The sequence below is a fragment of the Streptomyces sp. NPDC034670 genome (assembly GCF_055574875.1).
Window position 1 is genome coordinate 6903 of the sequence record NZ_JBVITR010000021.1, and the last position, 24910, is coordinate 31812.

Annotated in this window: 19 protein-coding genes, 1 pseudogene and 2 riboswitches; of the genes and pseudogenes, 10 read left to right on the forward strand and 10 right to left on the reverse strand. The window is 73.8% G+C overall.

The genetic code is table 11. The features are described from left to right. Positions 1-106: 106 nt before the first annotated feature. From ACZ56B_RS16395 to ACZ56B_RS16410, 4 genes and pseudogenes are all read right to left on the reverse strand, one after another. Positions 107-2155, reverse strand: coding sequence for a M4 family metallopeptidase (locus ACZ56B_RS16395; protein WP_468790524.1), 2049 nt, complete (start codon positions 2153-2155; stop codon positions 107-109). Positions 2156-2494: 339 nt separating this feature from the next. Then, positions 2495-2929: pseudogene (locus ACZ56B_RS16400) on the reverse strand (ABC transporter ATP-binding protein); the annotation flags it as partial. Positions 2930-3063: 134 nt separating this feature from the next. Continuing rightward, complete coding sequence (locus ACZ56B_RS16405) at positions 3064-4917, reverse strand: ABC transporter ATP-binding protein (RefSeq protein ID WP_468790384.1); 1854 nt, start codon at positions 4915-4917, stop codon at positions 3064-3066. Next, on the reverse strand, positions 4914-6677 hold the full coding sequence (locus ACZ56B_RS16410; RefSeq protein ID WP_468790526.1) for an ABC transporter ATP-binding protein: 1764 nt from the start codon (positions 6675-6677) through the stop codon (positions 4914-4916). The genes ACZ56B_RS16405 and ACZ56B_RS16410 overlap by 4 nt, the downstream gene beginning before the upstream one ends. 388 nt (positions 6678-7065) lie before the next feature. Between ACZ56B_RS16410 and ACZ56B_RS16415 the strand changes: the two genes are divergently transcribed. From ACZ56B_RS16415 to ACZ56B_RS16430, 4 genes are read left to right on the forward strand one after another with little or no spacing between them, the layout of a single operon-like run. After that, on the forward strand, positions 7066-7989 hold the full coding sequence (locus tag ACZ56B_RS16415; RefSeq protein WP_468790386.1) for an ABC transporter ATP-binding protein: 924 nt from the start codon (positions 7066-7068) through the stop codon (positions 7987-7989). Then, positions 7986-8735, forward strand: coding sequence for an ABC transporter permease (locus ACZ56B_RS16420; RefSeq protein ID WP_468790388.1), 750 nt, complete (start codon positions 7986-7988; stop codon positions 8733-8735). Before ACZ56B_RS16415 ends, ACZ56B_RS16420 begins: the two co-directional genes overlap by 4 nt. A 29-nt stretch (positions 8736-8764) precedes the next feature. Beyond that, positions 8765-10069: a sensor histidine kinase gene (locus tag ACZ56B_RS16425; RefSeq protein ID WP_468790390.1), complete on the forward strand. Its 1305-nt coding sequence runs from the start codon at positions 8765-8767 to the stop codon at positions 10067-10069. After that, the gene (locus tag ACZ56B_RS16430; protein ID WP_468790392.1) at positions 10059-10703 is read left to right on the forward strand and encodes a response regulator; all 645 of its coding nucleotides are present in this window, start codon (positions 10059-10061) and stop codon (positions 10701-10703) included. The genes ACZ56B_RS16425 and ACZ56B_RS16430 overlap by 11 nt, the downstream gene beginning before the upstream one ends. A gap of 25 nt (positions 10704-10728) precedes the next feature. Here ACZ56B_RS16430 and glgX read toward each other — a convergent pair whose 3' ends face one another. Then, positions 10729-12987: a glycogen debranching protein GlgX gene (gene glgX, locus ACZ56B_RS16435; RefSeq protein ID WP_468790394.1), complete on the reverse strand. Its 2259-nt coding sequence runs from the start codon at positions 12985-12987 to the stop codon at positions 10729-10731. Positions 12988-13171: 184 nt separating this feature from the next. Between glgX and ACZ56B_RS16440 the strand changes: the two genes are divergently transcribed. The 6 genes from ACZ56B_RS16440 (at position 13172) to ACZ56B_RS16465 (ending at position 19256) form a co-directional block, all read left to right on the forward strand. After that, positions 13172-14398: a L,D-transpeptidase gene (locus ACZ56B_RS16440; protein ID WP_468790396.1), complete on the forward strand. Its 1227-nt coding sequence runs from the start codon at positions 13172-13174 to the stop codon at positions 14396-14398. 174 nt (positions 14399-14572) lie between these two features. Beyond that, a complete protein-coding gene (locus ACZ56B_RS16445) occupies positions 14573-15808 on the forward strand; it encodes a L,D-transpeptidase (protein ID WP_468790398.1) in 1236 nt (411 codons plus the stop codon). 195 nt (positions 15809-16003) lie between these two features. Next, the gene (locus tag ACZ56B_RS16450; protein ID WP_468790400.1) at positions 16004-16771 is read left to right on the forward strand and encodes an enoyl-CoA hydratase/isomerase family protein; all 768 of its coding nucleotides are present in this window, start codon (positions 16004-16006) and stop codon (positions 16769-16771) included. A gap of 288 nt (positions 16772-17059) precedes the next feature. Next, on the forward strand, positions 17060-17563 hold the full coding sequence (locus ACZ56B_RS16455) for an ATP-binding protein (protein WP_468790402.1): 504 nt from the start codon (positions 17060-17062) through the stop codon (positions 17561-17563). Positions 17564-18177: 614 nt separating this feature from the next. Then, a complete protein-coding gene (locus tag ACZ56B_RS16460) occupies positions 18178-18390 on the forward strand; it encodes an EF-hand domain-containing protein (protein WP_468790404.1) in 213 nt (70 codons plus the stop codon). Beyond that, positions 18387-19256 carry an NADPH-dependent F420 reductase gene (locus ACZ56B_RS16465; protein ID WP_468790406.1) on the forward strand — a complete coding sequence of 290 codons (870 nt, stop codon included), beginning with the start codon at positions 18387-18389 and terminating at the stop codon, positions 19254-19256. Before ACZ56B_RS16460 ends, ACZ56B_RS16465 begins: the two co-directional genes overlap by 4 nt. Positions 19257-19294: 38 nt before the next feature. Here the strand turns inward: ACZ56B_RS16465 and ACZ56B_RS16470 are convergent, their stop codons facing one another. The 5 genes from ACZ56B_RS16470 to gcvT form a co-directional block, all read right to left on the reverse strand. Further along, positions 19295-19852, reverse strand: a complete 558-nt coding sequence (locus ACZ56B_RS16470; RefSeq protein WP_468790408.1) for a glycoside hydrolase family 25 protein — start codon at positions 19850-19852, stop codon at positions 19295-19297. Between the two features lie 103 nt (positions 19853-19955). After that, positions 19956-21323: an L-serine ammonia-lyase gene (locus ACZ56B_RS16475; protein WP_468790410.1), complete on the reverse strand. Its 1368-nt coding sequence runs from the start codon at positions 21321-21323 to the stop codon at positions 19956-19958. Positions 21324-21481: 158 nt separating this feature from the next. Then, positions 21482-22741 carry a serine hydroxymethyltransferase gene (gene glyA, locus ACZ56B_RS16480; protein WP_468790412.1) on the reverse strand — a complete coding sequence of 420 codons (1260 nt, stop codon included), beginning with the start codon at positions 22739-22741 and terminating at the stop codon, positions 21482-21484. A 14-nt stretch (positions 22742-22755) separates the two neighbouring features. Then, on the reverse strand, positions 22756-23133 hold the full coding sequence (gene gcvH / locus ACZ56B_RS16485) for a glycine cleavage system protein GcvH (protein WP_468790414.1): 378 nt from the start codon (positions 23131-23133) through the stop codon (positions 22756-22758). A gap of 127 nt (positions 23134-23260) precedes the next feature. Next, positions 23261-24388 (reverse strand): glycine cleavage system aminomethyltransferase GcvT, encoded by a 1128-nt coding sequence (gcvT, locus tag ACZ56B_RS16490; protein WP_468790416.1) that lies wholly within the window; start codon positions 24386-24388, stop codon positions 23261-23263. A 100-nt stretch (positions 24389-24488) separates the two neighbouring features. Continuing rightward, positions 24489-24614: riboswitch (glycine riboswitch) on the reverse strand. Next, positions 24615-24715, reverse strand: a riboswitch (glycine riboswitch). Positions 24716-24910 lie beyond the last annotated feature (195 nt).

Genomic DNA, 24910 nt, shown 5'->3' on the forward strand with positions numbered 1-24910 from the left:
ACACACCCCCACCCCCCCCCCCCTCCCCCCCCCCCCCCCCCCCCCCCCCCCCCCCCCCCCCCCCCCCCCCCCCCCCCCCCCCCCCCCGCTCCGGCCGTGGCGCCCCCTACGGGAAGGTGAGCCTCCAGCCGTTGATGTAGCCGGTGTCCCGGGACGCCTGGTCCTGCACCCGCAGCCGCCAGGTGCCGTTGGCGGTCTCGGAGGAGGCGTCGACCGTGTAGGTCTCCTTGACGTCGTCCGCCGAGTCGCCCGCGCTGCGGCTCTTCAGGCGGTACGCCGTGCCGTCCGGGGCCAGCAGGTCGACGACCAGGTCGCCGCGCCAGGTGTGCACGATGTCCACCGAGACCCGGAGGTTCGAGGGCGCGTTGCCGCCCCGTCCGGTCACGGTGATCGAGGACGTCACCGCGGCGCCGTTGTCCGGGACGGCCACGTCGGTGGTGTTCTCGAAGGACGTGCCGCCTCCGCCGCCGTCACCGGAGCGCGGGCCGACGTTGACGCCCGCCCAGGCGTCCTGCACCGCCCGGTACTCGGCGCTGTCCGTGCCGTACAGCTCGCCGGCCGCCGCCAGGGTGCCGGTGCGGGCGCCCGCGTAGTTGGTGGTGGAGGTGAACTTGGTGGTCAGCGCGCGGAACCAGATCTTCTCCGCCTTGGCGCGGCCGATGCCGGCGACCGGGAGGCCGTCCGAGGTGGGCGAGTCGTAGGTGACGCCGTTGACGGTCTTGGTGCCGCTGCCCTCGGCCAGCAGGTAGAAGAAGTGGTTCGCGGGGCCCGAGGAGTAGTGCACGTCGATCGAGCCGATGCCGGAGTACCAGGCGTCCTTGGACCGGCCGTCCTTGCTGGGCCTGTCCATGTGGCGCAGCGGGGTGCCGTCGCCGTTGATGTCGATCTCCTCGCCGATGAGGTAGTCACCGGGGTCGGAGGGGTTGTTCGCGTAGAACTCGACCGTCGCGCCGAAGATGTCGCTGGTCGCCTCGTTGAGGCCGCCGGACTCGCCGCTGTAGACCAGGCCCGCGGTGTTCGACGTCAGCCCGTGGGTCATCTCGTGGGCGGCCACGTCGATCGAGGTGAGCGGGTTGGCGTTGCCGGAGCCGTCGCCGTAGGTCATGCAGAAGCAGCTGTCGGACCAGAAGGCGTTGACGTAGTTGTTGCCGTAGTGGACCCGGGAGTAGGCGCCCGCGCCGTCGCCGCGGATGCCGTTGCGGCCGTGCACGTTCTTGTAGTAGTCCCAGGTCAGCGCGGCCCCGTAGTGGGCGTCGGCGGCGGCCGACTCCGGGTTGGACGGAGTGCCGTCGCCCCACACGTCGTCGGGACCGGAGAACAGCGTGCCGGTGCCGGAGGTGGAGCGGTTGAGGTGGTACGTCCGGTGGTTGCCGCGCGCCCCGTCGGTGAGGTGGTACGCCGACCCCGACCGGGTGGTCGTCAGGTCGACGGTGCCGCTGTAGACGGTGTGGCCGGTCCCGGTCCGGACGGCCTCCCACTCGTACAGCTTCTCGCCGGTGGTGGCGTCCGTGACGACGTGCAGCTCCTGCGGGGTGCCGTCGTGCTGGAGTCCGCCGACGACCGTCTCGTAGGCCAGGACCGGCTCGCCGCCGGCCGCCCAGACCACCTTGCGCGGGGCGCGGTCGACGCCGGAGTCCCCGGCGCCCTCGGCCTTCGCGGCGGCCAGCGCCTGCTGCTCGGCCCGGGCGGCCGGCACCTCGGCGGTGGTGGTCGCGGGCTTCACCGCGGCGCGGGTGGCCCTGACGACGGAGTCGGTCCCGCCGGGCCGCTCGCCCTGGACGACCAGGTCGCCGCCGAGGACGGGCAGGCCGTCGTAGGTGCGCTCGTAGCGGACGTGCACGGTGCCGTCGCGGTCCTTGAGGACGTCGCGGACGACCAGCTTCTCCTCGGCGCCCAGGCCGAGGTCCTCGGCGGTCCTCGCCTTGGCGGCGTCGGCCTCGCGGATCAGCGCGGCGCGCTGGGCGGGGGTGAGCCTGACCGACTCGGAGCCCGGCTGCGCCGTGCCCGCGGCAGAGGGCGCCTGCTCGGGGGCCGCGGTGGCGCTGCCGGACTGCACGGCCGTGGCGACCAGGGCGGCCACCCCGGCGAGGGCGACGGCCGCGGCGCGGCGGTGCGCGGCGCGGGGGGTGCGTCTGTGGGAGGAACCGTTGCTCAACCTGCTCAACACTGACTCCTTCTGCGCGGCCGCGGATCGCGCGGCCAGGGGAGACCGGCCGGCGGGTGGGCCGGCCGGGCGGTGCTCGGCGGTACGCGGAGACACGTGCGGCTGTGCGGGAGCTGCGGCCGCGGCGCGGCGGTGGGCCGACGCTGTGGGGTTGCTGTGAGGCGGCCGTGGGAAGAGTCGCAGGGGATCGCGGTTTCTGTCAGGGGCGCGTCAGAAACTTGGCCGGAAACCGTTCGGTGGACGGGAGGCCGGGTTCGATATGCGGATCCGCTGGCGGCGGCCCCTTCACCGGGCGCGGGGCGCCGCGGGCGGGGCGTCACCCGGGCGGCGTCACCGGGCGGCCGTCCCGTCCCCGTGCCAGGAGCGCCACAGCGCCGCGTACGCCCCGCCCGCCGCCACCAGTTCCCCGTGCGTGCCGAGTTCGGTCAGCCGGCCGTCCTCCAGCACCGCCACGCGGTCCGCGTCGTGCGCGGTGTGCAGCCGGTGCGCGACGGCGATGACGGTGCGCCCCTCCAGCACGGCGGCCGGCGCGCGCTCGGTGTGCCGGGCGGTCGCCGGGTCGAGCAGGGCGGTGGCCTCGTCCAGGATCAGGGTGTGCGGATCCGCCAGCACCACGCGGGCCAGGGCCAGTTGCCGGGCCTGCGGACCGTCGACGGCCAGGCCTCCCTCGCCCAGCTCCGCGTCCAGGCCGCCCGGCAGCTCCCGCACCCACCCGTCGGCGCCGACCGCGGCCAGAGCCGCCCACAACTCCCCGTCCCCGGCGGCTGAGCGCCGCTCCCGCCGCGCAGCGCCCCGGCTGCCGCCGGACCAGCCACCACAGGTAGCGCGCCCCGCCCCGGCGGCCGGGCGTGCCGGGGTCCTCGTACGCGTCGATCATCCGCCCCCCTCGACCGGTGCGCCTATGCCAGGCTGTCCCGCCAGGCCCGGTGCAGATCGGCGAACCGCCCCGTCCCGGCGATGAGTTCGGCCGGGCCGCCGTCCTCCACGATCCGTCCGTGCTCCATCACCAGCACCCGGTCCGCGATCTCCACCGTCGACAGCCGGTGCGCGATCACCACCGCCGTACGCCCCCTCAGCACCGTCGCCATGGCCCGCTGCACCGCCCGCTCCCCGGGGACGTCCAGCGAGCTGGTCGCCTCGTCCAGGATCAGCACGGCCGGGTCCGCCAGCAGCGCCCGCGCGAAGGCCACCAGCTGGCGCTGCCCGGCCGAGATGCGGCCGCCGCGCTTGCGGACGTCGGTGTCGTAGCCGTCGGGCAGCGCGGCGATGAAGTCGTGCGCGCCGATCTCCTTCGCCGCCCGCTCGATCTCCCCGCGGGTGGCGTCCGGCCGGCCGATGGCGATGTTCTCGGCGACCGTGCCGGAGAACAGGAACGCCTCCTGCGTCACCATGACCACCCCGCGCCGCAGGTCGGGCCCCGAGAGGTCGCGCAGGTCGACCCCGTCGAGCAGCACCCGGCCGTCGGTCGGGTCGTAGAAGCGGGCGAGCAGCTTGGCCAGGGTCGACTTGCCCGCGCCGGTGGAGCCGACCACCGCGACGGTCTGCCCGGCCGGGAGGGTGAGGTCGAAGCGGGGCAGCACCTCGCCGCCGGTGCGGTAGGCGAACCGGACCCCGTCGAAGACGACCTCGCGGCCGGGGTGCTCCGAGCGCCGCTCCGGCAGTTCCCGGGGGGAGGCCGGCTCGGGCACGGACGGGGTCTGCGCCAGCAGCCCGGCGATCTTCTCCAGCGAGGCGGCCGCCGACTGGTAGGAGTTGAGGAACATGCCGAGCCGGTCGATCGGGTCGTACAGCCGCCGCAGGTACAGCACCGCCGCGGCCAGCACGCCCAGCGCCAGGGACCCGTCCGCCACCCGGTAGGCGCCCCACAGCACGATCAGCGCCACCGTGGTGTTGGCGATCACCCGCGAGCCGACGACGTAGCGGGCCATCTCCAGCAGCGCGTCGCCGTTGGTCCGCTCGTGCCGCCGGTTCAGCACCGCGAAGTCGGCGTCGTTGGCGGCCTCCCGGCGGAAGGCGCGCACCGGCCGGATGCCGTTCATCGTCTCGACGAACTTCACGATCACCGCCGCGATGGCGGTGGACCGCCTGCGGTACACCCGGCCCGCCCGCCGCTGGTAGGACCGCACCAGCGCGTACAGCGGCACGAACGACGCCACCGCGACCGCGCCGAGCCCCAGGTCCAGCCAGAGCAGCAGCACCGCGATGTAGACGCAGGACAGGACGACCGTCACCAGTTCCTGCAGGCCCTCCTCCAGCAGCTCGCGCAGCGACTCGACGTCGGTGGTGGAGCGGGAGATGAGCCGGCCCGAGGTGTAGCGCTCGTGGAAGTCGACGCTGAGCTCCTGCGCGTGCCGGAAGATCCGGCCGCGCAGGTCGAGCAGCACGTCCTGGCTGACCCGGGCGGAGGCGGCGACGAACGCGTACTGCAGCACGCCGGCCGCCGCGGCGCACAGCAGGTAGCCTGCGGCCACCGCGACCAGCGGCCCATGGTCGTCGGCCCGGAACGCGGGCACCGCGCGGTCGATCGCGTACGCCACCAGCAGCGGGCCCGCCTGCACGGCCGCCTGCTGGAGGAGCAGCAGCAGCGCGGTGAGGGCGACCCGGCCGCGCAGGGGGGAGAGCAGGGAACGCAGGAGCGCGCCGGTGGCGCCCGGGGGAGCGGGCAGGACGTCCCGGTCGAAGGGGTCGCCGGTTTCCTCCGGCGACCGGTCGTCGTCCTCGTCCCGGGCGGGCGCGGTGGTGGCCGCCGTCATCGGGTGTCCTCCTGTTCCCCCGCCGGGCCGCCGGACATGAGGTGGGCGTACTCCGGGTGGGTGCGCAGCAGTTCGTGGTGGGTGCCGACGGCGGTGATCCGGCCGCCGGAGAGCAGGGCGACGCGGTCGGCCAGCAGGACCGTGGAGGGGCGGTGCGCCACGATCAGGGCCGTGGTGTCCGCGAGCACCCGGCGCAGGGCGGCCTCGACCGCGGCCTCCGTGTGCACGTCGAGCGCGGACAGCGGGTCGTCCAGCACCAGGAAGTCGGGCCGGCCGACCACGGCCCGGGCCAGCGCGAGGCGCTGGCGCTGCCCGCCGGAGAGGCTGAGCCCCTGCTCGCCGACCTGGGTGTCCACGCCCTGCGGCAGCGCGTGCACGAAGTCGGCCTGCGCCACGCCGAGCGCCCGCTCCAGCTCACCCCGTCCGGCGGCGCCCCCGGCGCCCATCAGCACGTTCTCCCCGACGCTTGCCGAGAACAGCGTCGGCTCCTCGAAGGCGACGGCGACCCTGGAGCGCAGCTCCTCGCGGGACATGGCCCTGATGTCGGTGCCGTCCAGGGTGATCCGCCCCGAGGTCACCTCGTGCAGCCGCGGCACCAGGGCGGTCAGCGTGGTCTTGCCGCTGCCGGTCGCGCCGACCAGGGCCAGGGACTCACCGGGGCGGACGTGCAGGTCGACGCGGTCCAGGACGGGCGGGGAGCCGGCGGGGGCGTCCGGATAGCGGAAGGTGACGTCGTGGAACCGCAGCCCGCCGTCGCCGCCGGGGACGGGCGGGGGGGCCTGCCCGGCGGGGCCCGGGCCGCCGTCCTCCTCCCGCGCGTCCATCACCTCGAAGTACCGCTCGGTGGCGGTGGCCGCCTCCTGGCTCATCGCCAGCAGGAACCCGATCGAGTCCACCGGCCAGCGCAGCGCGAGGGCCGTCGACAGGAACGCCACCAGCGTGCCCGCGGACAGGTCCCCGTCGGCCACCCGCACGGCCCCGAGCACCAGCGCCGCCCCGATGGCCAGCTCCGGCAGCGTCACGATGACGCCCAGGATCGTGGCCAGCAGCCGGGCCTTGTGCAGCTCCGTGCCGCGCAGCTTCCCCGACAGCTCCCGGAACGCCCGCGCCTGACTGCGGTGCCGGCCGAACCCCTTGATGACGCGGATGCCGAGCACGCTCTCCTCGACGACCGTGGTCAGGTCGCCGACCTGGTCCTGCGCGCGCCGCGCCGCCCGGGAGTACCGCTTCTCGAAGACCACGCAGGTGACCATCACCGGCACGGCGGGGACGAGGATCACCAGCCCCAGGCTCCAGTCCTGGATCAGCATGATGATCACACCGACGAGGATCGTCACCCCGTTGACCAGGAGGAACGTCAGCGGGAAGGCCAGGAACATGCGCAGCAGCATCAGATCCGTGGTGCCGCGGGAGAGCAGCTGCCCGGACGGCCAGCGGTCGTGGAAGGCGATCGGCAGCCGCTGCAGGTGCCGGTAGAGGTCCGCCCGCATCGCCGCCTCGACCCCCGACAGCGGCCGGGCCACCAGCCAGCGCCGGAACCCGAACAGCAGCGCCTCCGCCAGCCCGAGCAGCAGCAGGTACAGCGCGCCGAGCCACACGCCCGCCGGGTCCCGGTCGGCGATCGGCCCGTCCACCATCCACTTCAGGACGAGCGGGATGACCAGCCCGATGCAGGAGGCGAGGATCGCGATGAAGGCGGCGGTGAACAGCCGCGCCCGCACGGGCCGCACGTACGGCCACAGCCGCAGCAGCGTGCGCACGGTGGAACGGGCCTCGACGGGGGCTCCGGAGGAGGCGTCGGAGGGCGCTTCGGGGGGCGCTTCGGGGGGTGGGAGTGTCGTGGCCATCAGCAGTGAGACTACGGATCGCGGCTGACACTGCCCACCGAGTTTCGGCCGGACCCGACTCGGTCCCCGGTCCTACGACCTGCGGGTACGACCGGGCGCACGCCGGCACTCCGGCCGGGCGCACACCGGGGTCCCGGCCGGACGCACGCCCGGGAGCCGGCCGGCCGCGCACCGGACGTGCGTCCGCCCGGCCGCGCCGCCCGGCCCCGCACGTCGTACCGCCGCATCAGCCGATCGGCTGATGCCGCTTCGAGCGCGACGGCCGATGCGCGCCCGCCCCGCGCCCCGCGACGCTGGGGCCATGCCCGTCATCGAAGTCACCGGTCTGCGCAAGTCCTACGGCGGTCGGCCCGTCGTCGACGGTGTGTCCTTCACCGTCGAGGAGGGCGAGATCTTCGGGATCCTCGGCCCCAACGGCGCCGGCAAGACCACCACCGTCGAATGCGTCGAGGGCCTGCGCGTCCCCGACGCGGGCCGGGTCCGCGTCACCGGCCTCGACCCCGTCGCCGACCACGAGCGGGTGGCCCGCGTCCTCGGCGTCCAGCTCCAGCAGAGCGAACTCCAGGCCAAGCTCACCGTCCGCGAGGCCCTGGAGCTGTACTCCGCCTTCCACCCGCGGCCCGCCGACTGGCGGCCCCTGGCCGGACGCCTCGGCCTGGAGGAGAAGGCGGACACCCGGTTCGGCAAGCTCTCCGGGGGCCAGAAGCAACGCCTGTTCATCGCGCTCGCGCTGGTCGGCGACCCCCGGATCGTCGTGCTCGACGAGCTGACCACCGGCCTCGACCCGCGCGCCCGCCGCGACACCTGGCAGCTCATCGAGGACATCCGGGCGAACGGCGTCACCGTCCTGCTGGTCACCCACTTCATGGAGGAGGCCCAGCGGCTCTGCGACCGGATCGCGGTGATCGACAAGGGCCGGGTGGCCGCCCTGGACACCCCGGCCGGACTCATCCGCCGCTCGGCCGGCGCCACCGTCATCAGCTTCACCCCCTCCGCGCCGCTGGACGAGCGGGACCTGGACGCACTGCCCGGCCTGGCCTCGGTCGGGCACCGGGGCGACCGCGTCACGCTGTCCGGCACCGACGAGACCGTCGACGCCGTCATCACGCTGATCGCCCGCACCCGCGTCACCGCCCACCAGCTCCGGGTCACCGACGCCACGCTGGACGACGCGTTCCTGGACCTGACCGGCACGCCCCACCCGGCCGAGGAGCTCCCGGCATGACCACCCCCCTGCTCAGCACCGCCGTCCTGCGCACCGAGATCCGCCTGTTCCGGCGCGAGCCCGGCAACCTCTTCTGGATCATGCTCTTCCCCAGCGTCCTGCTGGGGATCCTCGGCGCCATCCCCTCCTTCCGCGGCGTCGACCCCGCCCTCGGCGGACTGCGCGCGATCGACGTCTACGTACCCGTCGCCGTGCTGCTCGGCGTGATCATCGCCGGGGTGCAGGGGATGCCGCAGACCCTCACCGGGTACCGCGAGCACGGCATCCTGCGCCGGATGGCCACCACACCGGTCCGGGCCGCCGCCCTGCTGTCCGCGCAGATGCTGGTGTTCGGCGGAGCCGCCCTGGTCTCCGCGCTGCTCGCGCTCGCGGTCGGCCGGCTGGTCTTCGGCGTACGGCTGCCGGGCCACCCGGCCGGATACCTCCTCGCGCTGCTGCTGGCCGTCTGCGCCTGCCTCGCCCTCGGAGCCCTGCTCTCCGCCGTGTCCCGCACGACGAGGATCGCGGCGGCGGCCGGGTCCGCGGCGCTGTTCCCCGCGATGTTCTGCGCGGGCGTGTGGCTGCCCGTGCAGGCCATGCCGGACCTCCTCGCCCGCATCGTCGGCCGGACCCCGTTCGGCGCCGCCGCCGAGGCCCTGAACGACGCCGCCGCCGGCGACTGGCCCGGCTGGACCCACCTGGGCGTCACGGCGGCCTGGACGGTGCTGCTGACGGCGGCCGCCGCCCGCTGGTTCCGCTGGGAGTGAGGGACGGCGGCGTGCCCGACACTGGTGCGATGACGCGGACGGAGGACGGCGCACGGGGGACGTCGAGGCTCGAGCAGAGGTGGGCGCTGTTCCACCGCTGGGGGCCGTACGCCCTGCTCGGCACCGGCACCGTGCTGGCGGCGGGCACCGCCTCGGTGATCGGCATGACCCGCGCGGAGGCGTACGCCTGCGGCGCGCTCGTCGCCGCGGCCCTCGTGCTCCAGCTGTGGTGGGGGCGGGCGGCGCGCAGCCGCCCGGGGCCGTCCCCGGCGAGCACGGTCTACTTCACGCTGCGCATGGCGATCAGCTTCGCCCTGACCTGGATGAACCCGCTGTTCGCGTTCCAGGCGGCCATCAACTACATCGACATCGGGCGGCTGCTGCCGCGGCGGCTCGTCGCCCCCGGGCTGCTGGCCGCCGCCGTCACGGTCGCCGGTTCGCAGAGCGGCGGGCTGCCGCCGCGCGACCGGACCGGCTGGCTGGTCTTCGGCGGCGTCCTGGCCGTCAACGCCGCGCTGCTCCTCGTCTTCTCCCACATCGCCCGCCTGGAGGAGGAGCGCACCCGCACCCAGGCCGCCACCATCGCCGAACTGGAGCGCACCAACACGGCGTTGCAGCAGGCCCTCGACGAGAACGCCGCCCTGCACGCCCAGCTCCTCGTCCAGGCCAGGGAGGCCGGGGTCGCCGACGAGCGCCGGCGGCTGGCCGCCGAGATCCACGACACCCTCGCCCAGGGGCTGACCGGCATCATCGCCCAGCTCCAGGCCGTGGCGAACACCCCGGACCCCGCCCTGGCGCGCGAGCACGTGGACCGGGCCACCGCCCTGGCCCGCCACAGCCTCGGCGAGGCCCGCCGCTCCGTGCACAACCTCGCCCCGGCCGCCCTGGCCGACGACGGCCTGCCGCAGGCGCTGGAGAAGACGGTGGCGGAATGGGAGGAGCGCACGGGCGTCCCGGCGCGGTTCACCACCACCGGGACCGTCGAGCCGCTCCACGACGAGGTGGCGGCCACCCTCCTGCGCATCGCCCAGGAGGCCCTGTCCAACGCCGCGCGGCACGCGCGGGCCGGCCGGGTCGGCGTCACCCTCTCCTACATGGGCGACGAGGTCACCCTCGACGTCCGCGACGACGGGCGCGGCTTCGACCCGCGCCCGCGCCCCGCCCGCCCCCACTCCCGGCTTCGTCCGGGCGGGGGGACCCCCACCGGCGGCTTCGGCCTCGACGGGATGCGGACCCGCGCCGAGCGCATCGCGGGCACCCTCGACGTCGAGTCCGAACCCGGCCAGGGGACGGCGGTCTCGGCCCGCGTACCGTTGGTCCGCCATGACCGATGACGCCGTGATCTCCCTCCTCATCGTCGACGACCACCCCGTCGTACGGGACGGCCTGCGCGGCATGTTCGCCTCCGCGCCCGGTTTCCGCGTCCTCGGCGAGGCGGCGAACGGCGTGGAGGCCCTGGAGCGGGCCGCCGCCCTGGACCCGGACGTCATCCTCATGGACCTGCGCATGCCGGGCGGCGGGGGAGTGGACGCCATCCGGGAGCTGACCCGCCGCGGCGCCCGCGCCGAGGTGCTCGTGCTCACCACCTACGACACCGACTCCGACACCCTCCCCGCCATCGAGGCGGGCGCGACCGGCTACCTGCTGAAGGACGCGCCGCGCGAGGAGCTGTTCACCGCGGTGCGGGCGGCGGCCGACGGCCGCACCGTCCTCTCCCCGGCGGTCGCCTCCCGCCTGGTCTCCGCGGTCCGCGCTCCCCGCACGGCCGGCGGCGCGCCGCTGTCCGCCCGGGAGCGCGAGGTCCTCGTCCTGGTCGCCCGCGGCACCTCCAACCGCGAGATCGCCCGCGAACTGTTCATCAGCGAGGCCACGGTGAAGACCCACCTCACCCACCTGTACGCCAAGCTGGGCGTCAAGGACCGGGCCGCGGCCGTCGCGGCGGCCTACGACCGGGGCATCCTGGGCTGACGCCGCGCTCCCCGCGGCCCCCCGTTCAGCGCGCCCGCAGCAGCAGCACCGTCCGCCCCGGCACCGTGATCGCCGTCCCGGCCCGGTGCTCCACGTCCGGCGCCGCCTCCTGCTCCTCCCGCCCGGTGTCGACGACCACCTCGTACCGCTCGGCCCACGGCGGCCCCGGCAGCACGAACTCCACCGGTCCGTCCCCGGCGTGCAGGACGGCGAGGAAACTGTCGTCGAGGACCTGCGCCCCGTACTCGTCGCGGCCCGGGATGTCCCGGCCGGAGAGGTACATGCCGAGCGTGGCGGCGGGCGCGTACCAGTCGCCCTCGGTCATCTCCGCGCCCCGCGGGGTGAACCAGGCCAGGTCGCGCAGCCCGTCCGCGGAGTGCGCCCGCCCGGAGAAGAAGGCCCGGCGGCGCAGCACCGGATGCCGGTGGCGCAGCGCGATCAGCCGGGAGGTCAGGGCGAACAGGGCCTTCCAGCCGGGGTCCTCCAGCAGGCTCCAGTCCACCCAGCCGGTCTCGTTGTCCTGGCAGTAGGCGTTGTTGTTGCCGCCCTGGGTGCGGCCCATCTCGTCGCCGGCGACCAGCATCGGCACCCCCGTCGACAGCAGCAGCGTGGTCAGCAGGTTCCGCAGCTGCCGCCGCCGCAGCGCCAGGACCCGCCCGTCACCGGTGTCGCCCTCGGCGCCGCAGTTCCAGGAGCGGTTGTCGTCGGTGCCGTCCCGGTTGCCCTCGCCGTTGGCCTCGTTGTGCTTGCGGTCGTAGCTCACCAGGTCGCGCAGGGTGAACCCGTCGTGCGCGGTGACGTAGTTGACCGAGGCGTACGGGCGCCGCCCGCCCCAGGCGTACAGGTCGCTCGAACCGGACAGCCGGTATCCCATCTCCCGCACGTCCGGCAGGGCGTGCCGCCAGAAGTCCCGCACCGCGTCGCGGTACCGGTCGTTCCACTCCGTCCACAACGGCGGGAACGCCCCCACCTGGTAGCCGCCCGCCCCCACGTCCCACGGCTCGGCGATCAGTTTCACCCGGCGCAGCACCGGGTCCTGGGCGATCACCGCGAGGAAGGGGGAGAGCATGTCGACGTCGTGCATGGAACGGGCCAGTGCCGCCGCCAGGTCGAAGCGGAAGCCGTCCACCCCCATCTCGGTCACCCAGTAGCGCAGCGAGTCCGTGATCAGCCGCAGCACGTGCGGCTGCACGACGTGCAGGGTGTTGCCGCAGCCGGTGTAGTCGGCGTAGCGGCGGGCGTCGGGCTGGAGGCGGTAGTAACCGCGGTTGTCGACGCCCTTCAGGGACAGCGTGGGGCCCAGCTCGCCCGCCTCGGCCGTGTGGTTGTAGACCACGTCGAGGATCACCTCGATGCCCGCCGCGTGCAGGGCGCGCACCATCCGCTTGAACTCGCCGACCTGCTGCCCCCGCGTCCCGGAGGCGGCGTAGCCGGCGTGCGGGGCGAAGTAGCCGATCGAGTTGTAGCCCCAGTAGTTGCGCAGGCCCCGCCGCAGCAGGTGGTCCTCGTGCGCGAACTGGTGCACCGGCAGCAGCTCCACGGCCGTGACGCCCAGCCGCACCAGGTGCTCGACCGCCGCGGGGTGCGCGAGACCGGCGTACGTGCCGCGCAGCTCCCGGGGTATGCCGGGGTGGCGCTGCGTGAACCCCTTGACGTGCAGCTCGTAGATGACCGAGTCCGCCCACGGCGTCTTCGGGCGGCGGTCGTCGGACCAGTCGTCGTCGTCGTGGACGACGACGCCCTTGGGGACGTGCGGGGCGGAGTCCCGGTCGTCGCGCACGGTGTCCGCGACGTGCTGCTCCGGCCAGTCGCGCACGTGCCCGTACACCTCGGGCGCCAGCCCGCCGGGGGCGTAGTCGCCGTCCACCGCCCGCGCGTACGGGTCGAGCAGCAGTTTCGCCGGGTTCCACCGGGCGCCGGTCCACGGGTCCCAGCGGCCGTGCACCCGGTAGCCGTAGCGCTGCCCCGGCAGCACACCCGGCACGAAGCCGTGCCAGATCCCGTGCGTCAGCTCGGCGAGCCGGGCCCGGCTCTCCCTGCCCCGCTCGTCGAACAGGCACAGCTCGACGCCCTCCGCCCCGCCCGCCCACAACGCGAAGTTCGTCCCCGCCACCCCGTCCGGGGCCACCCGGAACCGGGCACCCAGCGGCACCGGCCGGCCCGGCCGCACGGGCACCGCGGGCACGGGCGTCACCGGCCGCGCGCCGTCCACGACGACCACCGGACGCCCGTCCCCGGTGGCCCGCTCCCCGGCCACCGCCTCCTGCTCGGCTGCGCTGGACACCTGTCAGCCTCCCGCGGCTCGTGGAACGACGGCGGACAGGGGTGTGCGGCGGCCCTCGCTCCCGCTCGCGGCTCCCGGCGCGTCGTCCTCCCCACTGTTCTGCCCAGAGCCTGCCTCGCACTCACGTTTCCCCGGGAGGGGGCATGGTCGTTTCCCGGGGACACGGACCGTCGTTGGGTACCGCGTGAGGCACGTACAAGGGCGCGCGCGGCGCGCGAGGGTTGCACTGGCCGCCGTACTGGCATGGGCGGGACTGCTGGCCGGAACCGCCGGCTGTTCCCCGGCCGGCCCCGTCGGCGGTGCGTCCGGCTCCCCGGCACCCGAGGAGGTCATCCACGTCGCCCCCGGCGACGGCAGCAAGGGCGTGCGCCCCGACGCCGGGCTGCGGGTGCGGGTGCGGGTGCCGGAGGGACGGCTGGAGTCGGTGAAGGTCGTCATGGAGCGGGACGCGCGCCGGACGCCGGTCCCCGGGCGCGTCTCGGCCGACGGGCTGACCTGGAAGCCCGACGACGAACGCCTGGCGCTGGCCGCGAAGTACACCGTCGACGCGGTGGCCGTGGACGGCGACGGGCGCCGCTCGGCCCGCCACACCACCTTCACCACCCACGTCCCCGAGGAGCGCTTCATCGGTTACGTCACCCCGGAGGACCGCTCCACCGTCGGCACCGGGATGATCGTCTCCCTGGAGTTCAACCGGGAGGTCGTCCACCGTGCGGCGGTGGAACGCGCCGTCCGGGTCACCTCCCGTCCCGCCGTCGAGATCCGCCCGCACTGGTTCGGCGGCTCCCGCCTGGACTTCCGCCCCGAGCACTACTGGAAGCCGGGCACCCGGGTCACCGTCGAGCTGCGGCTGCGCGACGTGGAGGGAGCGCCCGGCGTCTACGGCCTCCAGCACCGCACGTTCTCCTTCACCGTCGGCCGCAGCCAGGTCTCCGTCGTCGACGCCGAGAAGCACACCATGGAGGTCAGGCGGGACGGCGAACTGCTCACCACCGTGCCGGTCACGGCGGGAGCGCCGAAGACCACCACGTACAACGGCAAGATGGTGATCTCCGAGATGCTCGAGGTCACCCGCATGGACAGCCGCACGGTCGGCTTCGGCGGCGAGTACGACATCCCCGACGTCCCGCACGCCATCCGCCTGACGAAGTCCGGCACCTTCCTGCACGGCAACTACTGGGCCGGGAGCGACGTGTTCGGCCGCCGGAACGTCAGCCACGGCTGCATCGGCCTGCGCGACGTGCAGGGCGGCGGCGCGGACACCCCGGCCGGCTGGTTCTTCGACCGCAGCCTCGTCGGCGACATCGTCGAGGTGGTCAACAGCAAGGACAAGAAGGTCGCCCCCGACAACGGCCTCGGCGGCTGGAACATGTCCTGGGCGAAGTGGAAGGCGGGCAGCGCGGTGAAGTGAGCCCCGGCCGGCGGGCCGTTCTCCCCGGGCCGGTGAAGTTGGGACGGAACGGTGACCATTCCGCCGCGTCCGACGCCCCTGGCCTGTGGTTACTATGCGCCGGAGCGCGCGAGGGGCGCGCGGGGGCGCGGGGCGGCTGGGGCCTGGCCCCGCCGAGGGGAGAACACGTTGCACATGGGGCCGATATCGGGGGCGTCGGTGGGCGCGCGGGGGCGCGGCGGCCGGAGGCTGGCGGCACTGGCGCTCGGGGTGGTGCTGGCGGCGACCGCCTGCGGCGGCGGGGAGACGGACCGGGTCTCCGCCCCCGCCGAGGGCAAGGGCAAGGAGGCGGCCGCCGTCCAGAACAAGCAGTCCGAGGCCGTCGTCAGCATCGCGCCCGAGGACGGCGCGGAGTCCGTGAAGACCAGCGGCGCGCTGAAGGTGAGCGCCGCCAAGGGCAAGCTGACCGAGGTCGTCGTCAAGGACCCGGACGGCGGGAGGGTCGAGGGGGAGATATCCGGCGACGGCGCCACCTGGACGCCGGCCACCCACCTGGCGGCCTCCACCACGTACACCGTGCACGCGGTCGCCAAGGACGCCGAGGGCCGCACCGCCGCCGAGGACTCCCGCTTCACCACCCTGACGCCGAAGAAGACCTTCATCGGGCACTTCACCCCCGAGGACGGCTCCGAGGTCGGCGTCGGGATGCCGTTCTCCCTCCGCTTCACCCGGGGCATCACCGACCCCGACGCCGTGGAGAAGGCCATCCGCATCACCACGGAGCCCGCCGTCGAGGTCGAGGGCCACTGGTTCGGCAACGACCGCCTCGACTTCCGCCCGGAGAAGTACTGGAAGCCCGGCACCAAGGTCACCGTCGACCTTGGCCTCGACGGCGTCGAGGGCCGGCCCGGCGTCTACGGCGAGCAGGACAAGACCGTCTCCTTCACCATCGGCCGCGAACAGGTCTCCGTCGTCGACGCCGAGAAGCACACCATGGAGGTGAAGCGGGACGGCAAGGTCATCAAGACCATCCCGGTCACCACCGGCGCCCCGGGCACCGAGACCTGGAACGGCCAGATGGTCATCACCGAACGGCTGAAGGTCACCCGCATGAACGGCGAGACGGTCGGGTTCGGCGGCGAGTACGACATCAAGGACGTCCCGCACGCCATGCGCCTGAGCACCTCGGGCACCTTCATCCACGGCAACTACTGGGGCGGCGACGCCTTCGGCAACTACAACGCCAGCCACGGCTGCATCGGCCTGCGCGACACCCGCGGCGGCTGGGACAAGAAGGCCCCGGGCGCCTGGTTCTTCGACAACTCCATGATCGGTGACGTGGTGGTCGTCAAGAACTCCAAGGACGCCACCATCGCCCCGGACAACGGCCTCAACGGCTGGAACATGCCCTGGGAGGAGTGGAAGGCGTAACCGCCGTACGACCCGCGCGGCCCCGGTGCGACCCACGGCACCGGGGCCGTCGCCGTCCGGGTGTGGGCGACCGCACCGGCCCCGGTGCCGTTAGTCACCGTGCTGTGCCTGCCCGGGGGCGACCCCCCGGCCCCCCGTCCGGGTGTGAGCGACCGCACCGGCCCCGTTGCCGTTAGTCACCGTTAACCTGCTGGCATGACCGTACACCTCGAAGTCGCGGACGGCGTCGGCACGCTGCGCCTGGACCGCCCGCCCATGAACGCGCTGGACGTCGCCACGCAGGACCGGCTGAAGGAACTCGCCGAGGAGGCCGCGCGCCGCGACGACGTGCGCGCCGTGGTGATCTACGGCGGCGAGAAGGTGTTCGCGGCGGGCGCGGACATCAAGGAGATGCAAGCCATGGACCACACCGCGATGGTCCTGCGCGCCCGCGCCCTGCAGGACTCCTTCACCGCCGTGGCCCGCATCCCCAAGCCGGTGGTGGCCGCGGTGACGGGCTACGCGCTCGGCGGCGGCTGCGAGCTCGCGCTCTGCGCCGACTACCGCATCGCCGGGGAGAACGCCAAGCTGGGCCAGCCCGAGATCCTGCTCGGCCTCATCCCCGGCGCGGGCGGCACCCAGCGCCTGTCCCGGCTGATCGGCCCGTCCCGGGCGAAGGACCTCATCTTCACGGGCCGTCAGGTCAGGGCCGACGAGGCGCTGGCGCTCGGCCTGGTGGACCGCGTGGTCCCCGCCGAGGAGGTCTACGCGCAGGCGCACGCGTGGGCCGCGAAGCTGGCGAAGGGGCCGGCGATCGCCCTGCGGGCCGCCAAGGAGGCCGTCGACACCGGCCTCGAGACGGACATCGACACCGGTCTCGCCGTCGAGCGCAACTGGTTCGCGGGCCTGTTCGCCACCGAGGACCGCGAGCGGGGGATGCGCAGCTTCGTGGAGGAGGGTCCCGGCAAGGCGAAGTTCCTCTGACCCCGGAACCCCCGAAAGTCCTCTTCAGGCCTTGCAATTGACGCGATGTCTCATCCGGGCCCCTCGGCGGAGCGGTTTATGGCAGCCTTAAGGCGCCCTTAAGCCGCTCGTGTCGAGGGAGCCCGTCGATTGCCGCACAGCGAACCGTTTCCGCAGGCCGGGCGGGACGCTGACGGCTCCGGGATGCCATCGGCACATGCCGACGAGCCGTCGCGGAGCGGGGGCGTACGGGGGGCGCATTCCCCCGGAACGGCCCCGGGGGGTCCCGCGGACGTCCATGATGAGGGCATGGCGGGGCTGGAGGGCATGGAGCAGCCGCGGGAGGACGGACGTGCGACCGCGTCGCGCTGGTCGCCGACGGTCGAGGACGAACGCGCCCTGAAGGCACTGGAGTTGTTCGGCAACCCGGCAGAGGCGGATGTTCCGCTGCCCTCCCTCCCCGAGTCCGCCGCCACCGCGCGCCGGCTCACCCAGGTCGTGATCCTGCGCCAGTGGGGACTCGGCGCCAGGATCACCGAGGACGCCGTCCTGCTCGTCTCCGAACTCGTCGGCAACGCCGTGCGCCACACCGGCGCCCGCGTCTTCGTGCTGCGGCTGCGCCGCCGGCGCGGCTGGATCCGCGTCGAGGTCCGCGACCCCTCCCGCGGCCTGCCCTGCCTGATGCCGGTCCAGGAGACGGACGTCAGCGGACGCGGCCTCTTCCTCGTCGACAAGCTCGCCGACCGCTGGGGCGTCGACCTGCTGCCCCGGGGCAAGACCACCTGGTTCGAGATGCGCGTCGGGGACCGCTGACCCCGCGCCGGCGACCGCGCGCCGCACGGGACGGACACCCGAGTCATCCCCCCGCGGGCACCACGGCGCGAGGAGCGGCGCCTCCGGACCCCCCGGCCGGTGACCGGCCGCCTGGAGCGCCCGCAGGCTGCGGGCGCTCCCCGGGGAGGTCCGCGCCCGCGCCGGCTCGCCCCCCGGCCGGGTGCCGCGCCGCAGGCGCCGGCCGCCGCCCCAGGCCCCGCCGCCGTGCCCCCTCCGCCACCCCCACCCCGGCCTCCGGCCGCCCCGCGCCCCAGGAGCAGCGCGCTCCCGTCCGCCGCCCGCACCCGCACGCGGTCGCGCCGCACGCGGGCGCTCGCCGCCCGGGGACGGCCGGGATCCCCGGTCCCCTCCAGCGCGAGCGGCGACGACGGCCCGGCCGCCGTCCGGAACGCCTCGCGGCGGCGACGGACGTCCGCCCCGCCCGCTGCCGCGCACTCCCCGCGCCCGTGGACGGACCGGAACCGCCGTCCTCCCGCAGGGACGGAGTCCGGGTGGGTGGTCGCCGCACTGCGGGCCCGCGCGGGCGGCTAATCTGACCCGCGTCATCAGGACTGCCGGGAAGTCCGGCACAGTACGAGAAAAGGGGCGGATCGGTGGCGGACATCGAGGAAGCGCGCAAGCAGTTCGAGCGGATCGACACGGACGGGGACGGATTCATCACCGCCGCCGAGTTCAAGACCGCGCTCGCCCAGGGCGGCGACTGGAACGTCACCGAGTCGGTCGCGGAAGCGATCATCAAGTCCCGCGACCTGGACGGCGACAAGGTCCTCTCCTTCGACGAGTTCCGGGCCCACCTGGACAAGTGAGCCCGCCCGCGGGGGCCCGGCACGCGCGGCCACCACGCGCGGCCGGGCCCCCGCGCCGTGCCGGCGCGGCCCGGACCGGTGTCACCCGTACGGCCCACGGGACCGGAATAGCCCGCCCGCCCCGGGGGTTGACGCCGACCACGGCGGTTCCCGGAGGGAACCGGAACGGACACCGATCCCCGGAAGGGCGAGGCGAGTCGGACATGAAGATCGGCATCATCGGAGCGGGGAACATCGGCGGGAACCTCACGCGGCGGCTCACGGCGCTCGGCCACGACGTCTCCGTCGCCAACTCCCGCGGCCCGCACACGCTCACGGACCTGGCCGAGGAGACCGGCGCGACCCCGGTGCGGGCCGAGGAGGCGGCCCGGGGCGCGGAGGTCGTGGTGGTCACCGTGCCGCTGAAGGCGGTACCGGACCTGCCGCCCGGGCTGCTCGACGGGGCCGCGGAGGACGTCGCCGTCATCGACACCGGCAACTACTACCCGCAGCAGCGGGACGGGAGGATCGCGGGGATCGAGGACGAGGGCCTCACCGAGAGCCGCTGGACGGAGCGGCAGATCGGCCACCCCGTGATCAAGGCCTTCAACGGCACGTACGCCCAGGACATCCTGGAGCGCCACCGCCCCGCCGGGGCCCCCGACCGGATGGCCCTCCCCGTCGCCGGCGACGACGCGGCGGCCAAGCGGAAGGTGCGGGACCTGATCGAGGAGCTCGGCTTCGACACCGTCGACGCGGGCGGCATCGACGACTCCTGGCGCCAGCAGCCGGGCACCCCGGTCTACGGACTGAGGGCGGGGACCGAGGCCGTCACCGAGGCACTGGCGAAGGCGTCCCCGGACCGCACCCCCGAGTTCCGGGCGTAACCCGCGCCCGGGCCTGGCCTCCGTCCCGCGCACGGAGGTCAGGCGCTCCCGGCCCACTCCCTCAGCGCGGCCTCGTCGGAGAAGTCGGCGACGTTCTTGTCCAGCGGGTCGTCGGTGTACTGGTGGAAGCGCCACTTCGCCTTGACGCGGGGCCTGCCCGCGGTGACGTAGTCGGCGATCCAGAGACCGTCGCCGGCGTAGGAGGTCGTGTCGACGTTCAGCCAGAAGTCCCGGTTGCAGTAGAGGACGACCCGGTGGTGCGGCCGCAGCTCCTTCACCGCGCGGATGAAGCGGTCCTTCTCCTTGTCGCTCGCGTACGTGCCCGCACCGGTCCGCTCCCAGTCGACGGCGAGGAGGTCCCCCCGCTTCTCCGGGGCCCTGCTCACGAAGTACTCCGCCTGGGCCGTGAGGTTGCCCGGCCAGAGGAAGTGGTAGAAGCCGACGACCAGACCGGCGTCACGGGCCGTCTTCGTCTGGGCGCAGAGCCTGGGGTTGGTGTACGAACGGCCCTCGGTCGCCTTGACGAAGACGAAGGACAGGCCGTCGGTGTCGTAGGAGGAGGGCTGATAAGCGCTCACATCGATGCCACGCAGCATGCGGGCTCCCTGACGTGCCGGCGGGGAGGGGAGTCGAGTGACTCATTCCCCTCCCCGGCACCGACGACCCGTCCGCGCGGCGGGGAACTCCGGCGCCGGCGCCTCAGCACTCGATGATGTTGACCGCCAGCCCGCCCCGGGCCGTCTCCTTGTACTTGACCGACATGTCGGCGCCGGTCTCCTTCATCGTCTTGATGACCTTGTCCAGGGACACCTTGTGCGAGCCGTCGCCGCGCATCGCCATCCGTGCCGCCGTGACCGCCTTCACCGCGGCCATGCCGTTGCGCTCGATGCACGGGATCTGGACCAGGCCGCCGACCGGGTCGCAGGTCAGGCCCAGGTTGTGCTCCATGCCGATCTCGGCGGCGTTCTCGACCTGCTCCGGGGAGCCGCCGAGCACCTCGGCGAGGGCGCCCGCGGCCATCGAGCAGGCGGAGCCGACCTCGCCCTGGCAGCCGACCTCGGCGCCGGAGATGGAGGCGTTCTCCTTGAAGAGCATGCCGATGGCGCCGGCCGCGAGCAGGAAGCGGACCACGCCCTCCTCGTCGGCGCCCGGCACGAAGTTGACGTAGTAGTGCAGCACCGCCGGGATGATGCCGGCCGCGCCGTTGGTCGGGGCGGTGACGACGCGGCCGCCGGCCGCGTTCTCCTCGTTCACCGCCATCGCGTAGAGGGTGATCCACTCCATGGCGAGGGCCTGCGGGTCGCCCTCGGAGCGCAGCTTGCGCGCGGTGTTCGCGGCGCGGCGGCGCACCTTCAGACCGCCCGGCAGGATGCCCTCGCGGGACATGCCGCGGTCGACGCACGCCCGCATCACCCGCCAGATCTCCAGCAGGCCCTCGCGGATCTCCTCCTCGGTCCGCCAGGCGCGCTCGTTCTCCAGCATCAGGGCGGAGATGGACAGGCCCGTCTCCCGGGTCAGGCGCAGCAGCTCGTCGCCCGTGCGGAAGGGGTACTTCAGGACGGTGTCGTCCAGTTTTATGCGGTCCGCGCCCACCGCCTCCTCGTCGACGACGAAGCCGCCGCCCACCGAGTAGTACGTCTTCGACAGCACCTCGGCACCGGACGCGTCGTACGCCCCCAGGGTCATGCCGTTGGCGTGGTAGGGGAGCGTCTCGCGGCGGTGCAGCACCAGGTCGTCGTCGAAGGAGAACGCGATCTCGTGCTCGCCGAGGAGGCGGATCCGGCCGCCGTCCTTGATCTTCTCCACCCGTTCGTCGGCCGTCTCCACGTCCACGGTGCGCGGCGAGTCGCCCTCCAGCCCGAGCAGCACCGCCTTGGGCGTGCCGTGGCCGTGGCCGGTGGCGCCGAGGGAACCGTACAGCTCGGCCCGGACCGAGGCGACCGACTCCAGCAGGTCCTCGTTGCGCAGCCGCCGGGCGAACATGCGGGCCGCCCGCATCGGGCCGACCGTGTGCGAGCTGGACGGGCCGATGCCGATCGAGAACAGGTCGAAGACCGAGATGGCCACGGGAGGACTCCTAGGGGTTCGGCGGACGGCGCTGTCCACCGGGGAGGGGCGGGTCGGGAAAGGGACGGTCGGGGGCGGTCGCATGGGGCGGGGCACCGCGCCCACTGACCCAGTGGGCGCGGTGCCCCGGATGTCCGTACAGGGAAAAGTGTACGAAATTACTGCAGACCGGGGTACAGCGGATGCTTCTCGGCGAGAGCCGTGACCCGTGCCCGCAGCGCCTCGGCGTCGTAGGACGGCTTGAGCGTCTCGGCGATCACGTCCGCGACCTCCGCGAAGTCCTCGGCCGTGAAGCCGCGGGTGGCCAGGGCGGGCGTGCCGATGCGCAGGCCCGAGGTGACCATGGGCGGACGCGGGTCGTTCGGGATCGCGTTGCGGTTGACGGTGATGCCGACCTCGTGCAGCCGGTCCTCGGCCTGCCGGCCGTCCAGCTCCGAGTCGCGCAGGTCGACCAGGACCAGGTGCACGTCCGTGCCGCCGGACAGCACGTCCACGCCCACGGCCTTGACGTCGTCCCTGACCAGGCGTTCGGCCAGGATGCGGGCGCCCTCCAGGGTGCGGCGCTGCCGCTCCTTGAACTCCTCGGAGGCGCACACCTTGAAGGCGACCGCCTTGGCGGCGACCACGTGCTCCAGCGGACCGCCCTGCTGACCGGGGAAGACCGCGGAGTTGATCTTCTTGGCCAGCTCGGCCGTGGAGAGGATCACACCGCCGCGGGGGCCGCCGAGGGTCTTGTGCGTGGTGGTCGTCACGACGTGGGCGTGCGGGACCGGGTTCGGGTGCAGACCCGCGGCCACCAGGCCGGCGAAGTGGGCCATGTCGACCATGAGGTACGCGCCGACCTCGTCCGCGATCCGGCGGAACGCGGCGAAGTCCAGCTGCCTCGGGTACGCCGACCAGCCGGCGACGATCAGCTTCGGCCTGCTCTCCTTGGCGAGCCGCTCGACCTCGGCCATGTCGACCAGGCCGTCGTCGCCGACGTGGTAGGCGACCACGTCGTAGAGCTTGCCGGAGAAGTTGATCTTCATGCCGTGGGTCAGGTGCCCGCCGTGCGCGAGGTTCAGGCCCATGATCGTGTCGCCGGGCTTGAGCAGCGCGAACATCGCGGCGGCGTTGGCCTGCGCGCCCGAGTGCGGCTGCACGTTGGCGTGCTCGGCGCCGAAGAGCTCCTTGACGCGGTCGATGGCGATCTGCTCGATCACGTCGACGTGCTCGCAGCCGCCGTAGTAGCGGCGGCCGGGGTAGCCCTCGGCGTACTTGTTGGTGAGGACCGAGCCCTGGGCCTCCATGACCGCGACCGGGGCGAAGTTCTCCGAGGCGATCATCTCGAGGGTGGACTGCTGACGGTGCAGCTCGGCGTCGACCGCCGCGGCGACGGCCGGGTCGAGCTCGTGCAGGGGGGTGTTCAGAAGCGACATGCGGCGACGTCTCCTCAGCCGGCGATGTGGGCGTCGTACTCGGCGGCGGTCAGCAGGTCGGCCGGCTCGTCGGTGACGCGCACCTTGAACAGCCAGCCGCCCTCGAAGGGGGCCGAGTTCACCAGCGACGGGTCGTTCACCACGTCCTCGTTGACCTCGGTGACCTCGCCGGAGACCGGGCAGTACAGGTCGCTGACCGACTTGGTCGACTCCAGCTCGCCGCAGGTCTCGCCCGCGGTCACGCCGTCACCGACCTCGGGGAGCTGGACGTAGACGACGTCGCCGAGCGCGTTGGCCGCGTGCTCGGTGATGCCGATCGTCGACACGCCGTCCTCGGCGGCCGACAGCCACTCGTGCTCCTTGCTGTAACGCAGATGCTGGGGGTTGCTCATGGCCTGGATTCTCCTGTACGCGGTGGGGACTGCTGATGAGGGGGCGGACAGCGGGCGGCACGCGTGGCCGGGCACGGCGCACCCGGCCGCACCCGTGGGGCGGCTGTCCGAAAACGCTACGACGGTGTCACTTCTGCCGCTTGTAGAACGGCAGCGCCACGACCTCGTACGGCTCCTGCTTGCCGCGGATGTCCACGCCGACACCCTCGGTGCCCGGCGCCGCGTGGGCCGCGTCGACGTACGCCATCGCGATCGGCCTGCCCAGGGTCGGGGAGGGCGCGCCGGAGGTGACCTCGCCGATCACCTCGCCGCCGGCGACGACCGCGTACCCGGCGCGCGGGACCCGCCGGCCCTCGGCGACCAGGCCGACCAGGACGCGCGGCGGGTTCTGCTCGGTGCGGGCGGCGGCCTCGGCCAGGGCGGCGCGGCCGACGAAGTCGCCCTCCTTCTCGAACTTCACCACCCGGCCGAAACCGGCGTCGAAGGGCGTCAGGGAGGTGCTCAGCTCGTTCCCGTACAGCGGCATGCCCGCCTCCAGGCGCAGCGTGTCGCGGCAGGAGAGCCCGCACGGGACCAGGCCCGCGTCCTGGCCCGCCTCGGTCAGCGCCCGCCACAGCCCGGCCGCGTGCTCCGGCTTCACGAACAGCTCGAAGCCGTCCTCGCCGGTGTAGCCGGTGCGGGCGATGAGCGCGGGGACGCCGGCGACGGTGCCGGGCAGGCCGGAGTAGTACTTCAGGCCGTCCAGGTCGGCGTCGGTCAGGCCCTTCAGGATGCCCGGGGACTTCGGGCCCTGCACGGCGAGCAGCGCGTAGGCGTCGCGGTCGTCGCGCACCTCGGCGTCGAAGCCGGCCGAGCGCTCCACGAGGGCGTCCAGCACCACCTGGGCGTTGGAGGCGTTGGCGACCACCAGGTACTCGGGGGCCCCGGGCTCGCCGAGCCGGTAGACGATCAGGTCGTCCAGGATGCCGCCGTCCTCGCGGCAGATCATGGTGTAGCGGGCGCGGCCGGGCTTGACGCTCCCGATGTCGCCCACCAGGGCGTGGTCGAGGAACGCGGCCGCCTGCGGACCGGAGACGGTGATCTCGCCCATGTGCGAGAGGTCGAAGAGCCCGGCCCCGGTGCGCACGGCGTTGTGCTCGTCGCGCTCGGAGCCGTAGCGCAGGGGCATGTCCCAGCCGGCGAAGTCGGTCATCGTCGCGCCGAGCGAACGATGCAGCGCATCGAGCGCGGTCCGGCGGAGTTCGGTACTGCTCATCGGGCGGTCTCCCAGGGCGATGGGGTCCCCCGCACCGAGGGTCCCCCTGCTCGAGCGGGGTCGAGGACACGGGGAGAACCGGGCGTGGAGGCGAGGACGATCCTCCCCATCTGTCATCGGAACCTGAGAGGTTCGCCCTGACCGTCCCCGCGGGGGAGGGGTCACGGCTTGCACCTTGGGTGGAGCCGCCGGAGCACTGCCGCGGCGGCCCGCTTTTCAGATGTGCCTCGCCCGCGCGGTATCGGGGCCTGAGAGATTCAAGGGAGGGACTTGCTCCTTCGGCGCCCCGGCGGCACACGGTGCCGGGGACTCTCCCGCGCGGATTCAAACGGCCGGTATGCAGTTGGCGCGCCCATCATTGCACGCATCCCCGGGGTGCGGCAGGGGGACCTTCACCGGGTATGCACACCGTGCGCGGTCCGTCACAGTGGGCTGTGACGGGGCTGTTTCGGGACACGGACGGAAACGGGAGGCTCGGGCATTACCTTCTCTTTACACTCGGCGGGGAAAGGGACCGGCGTG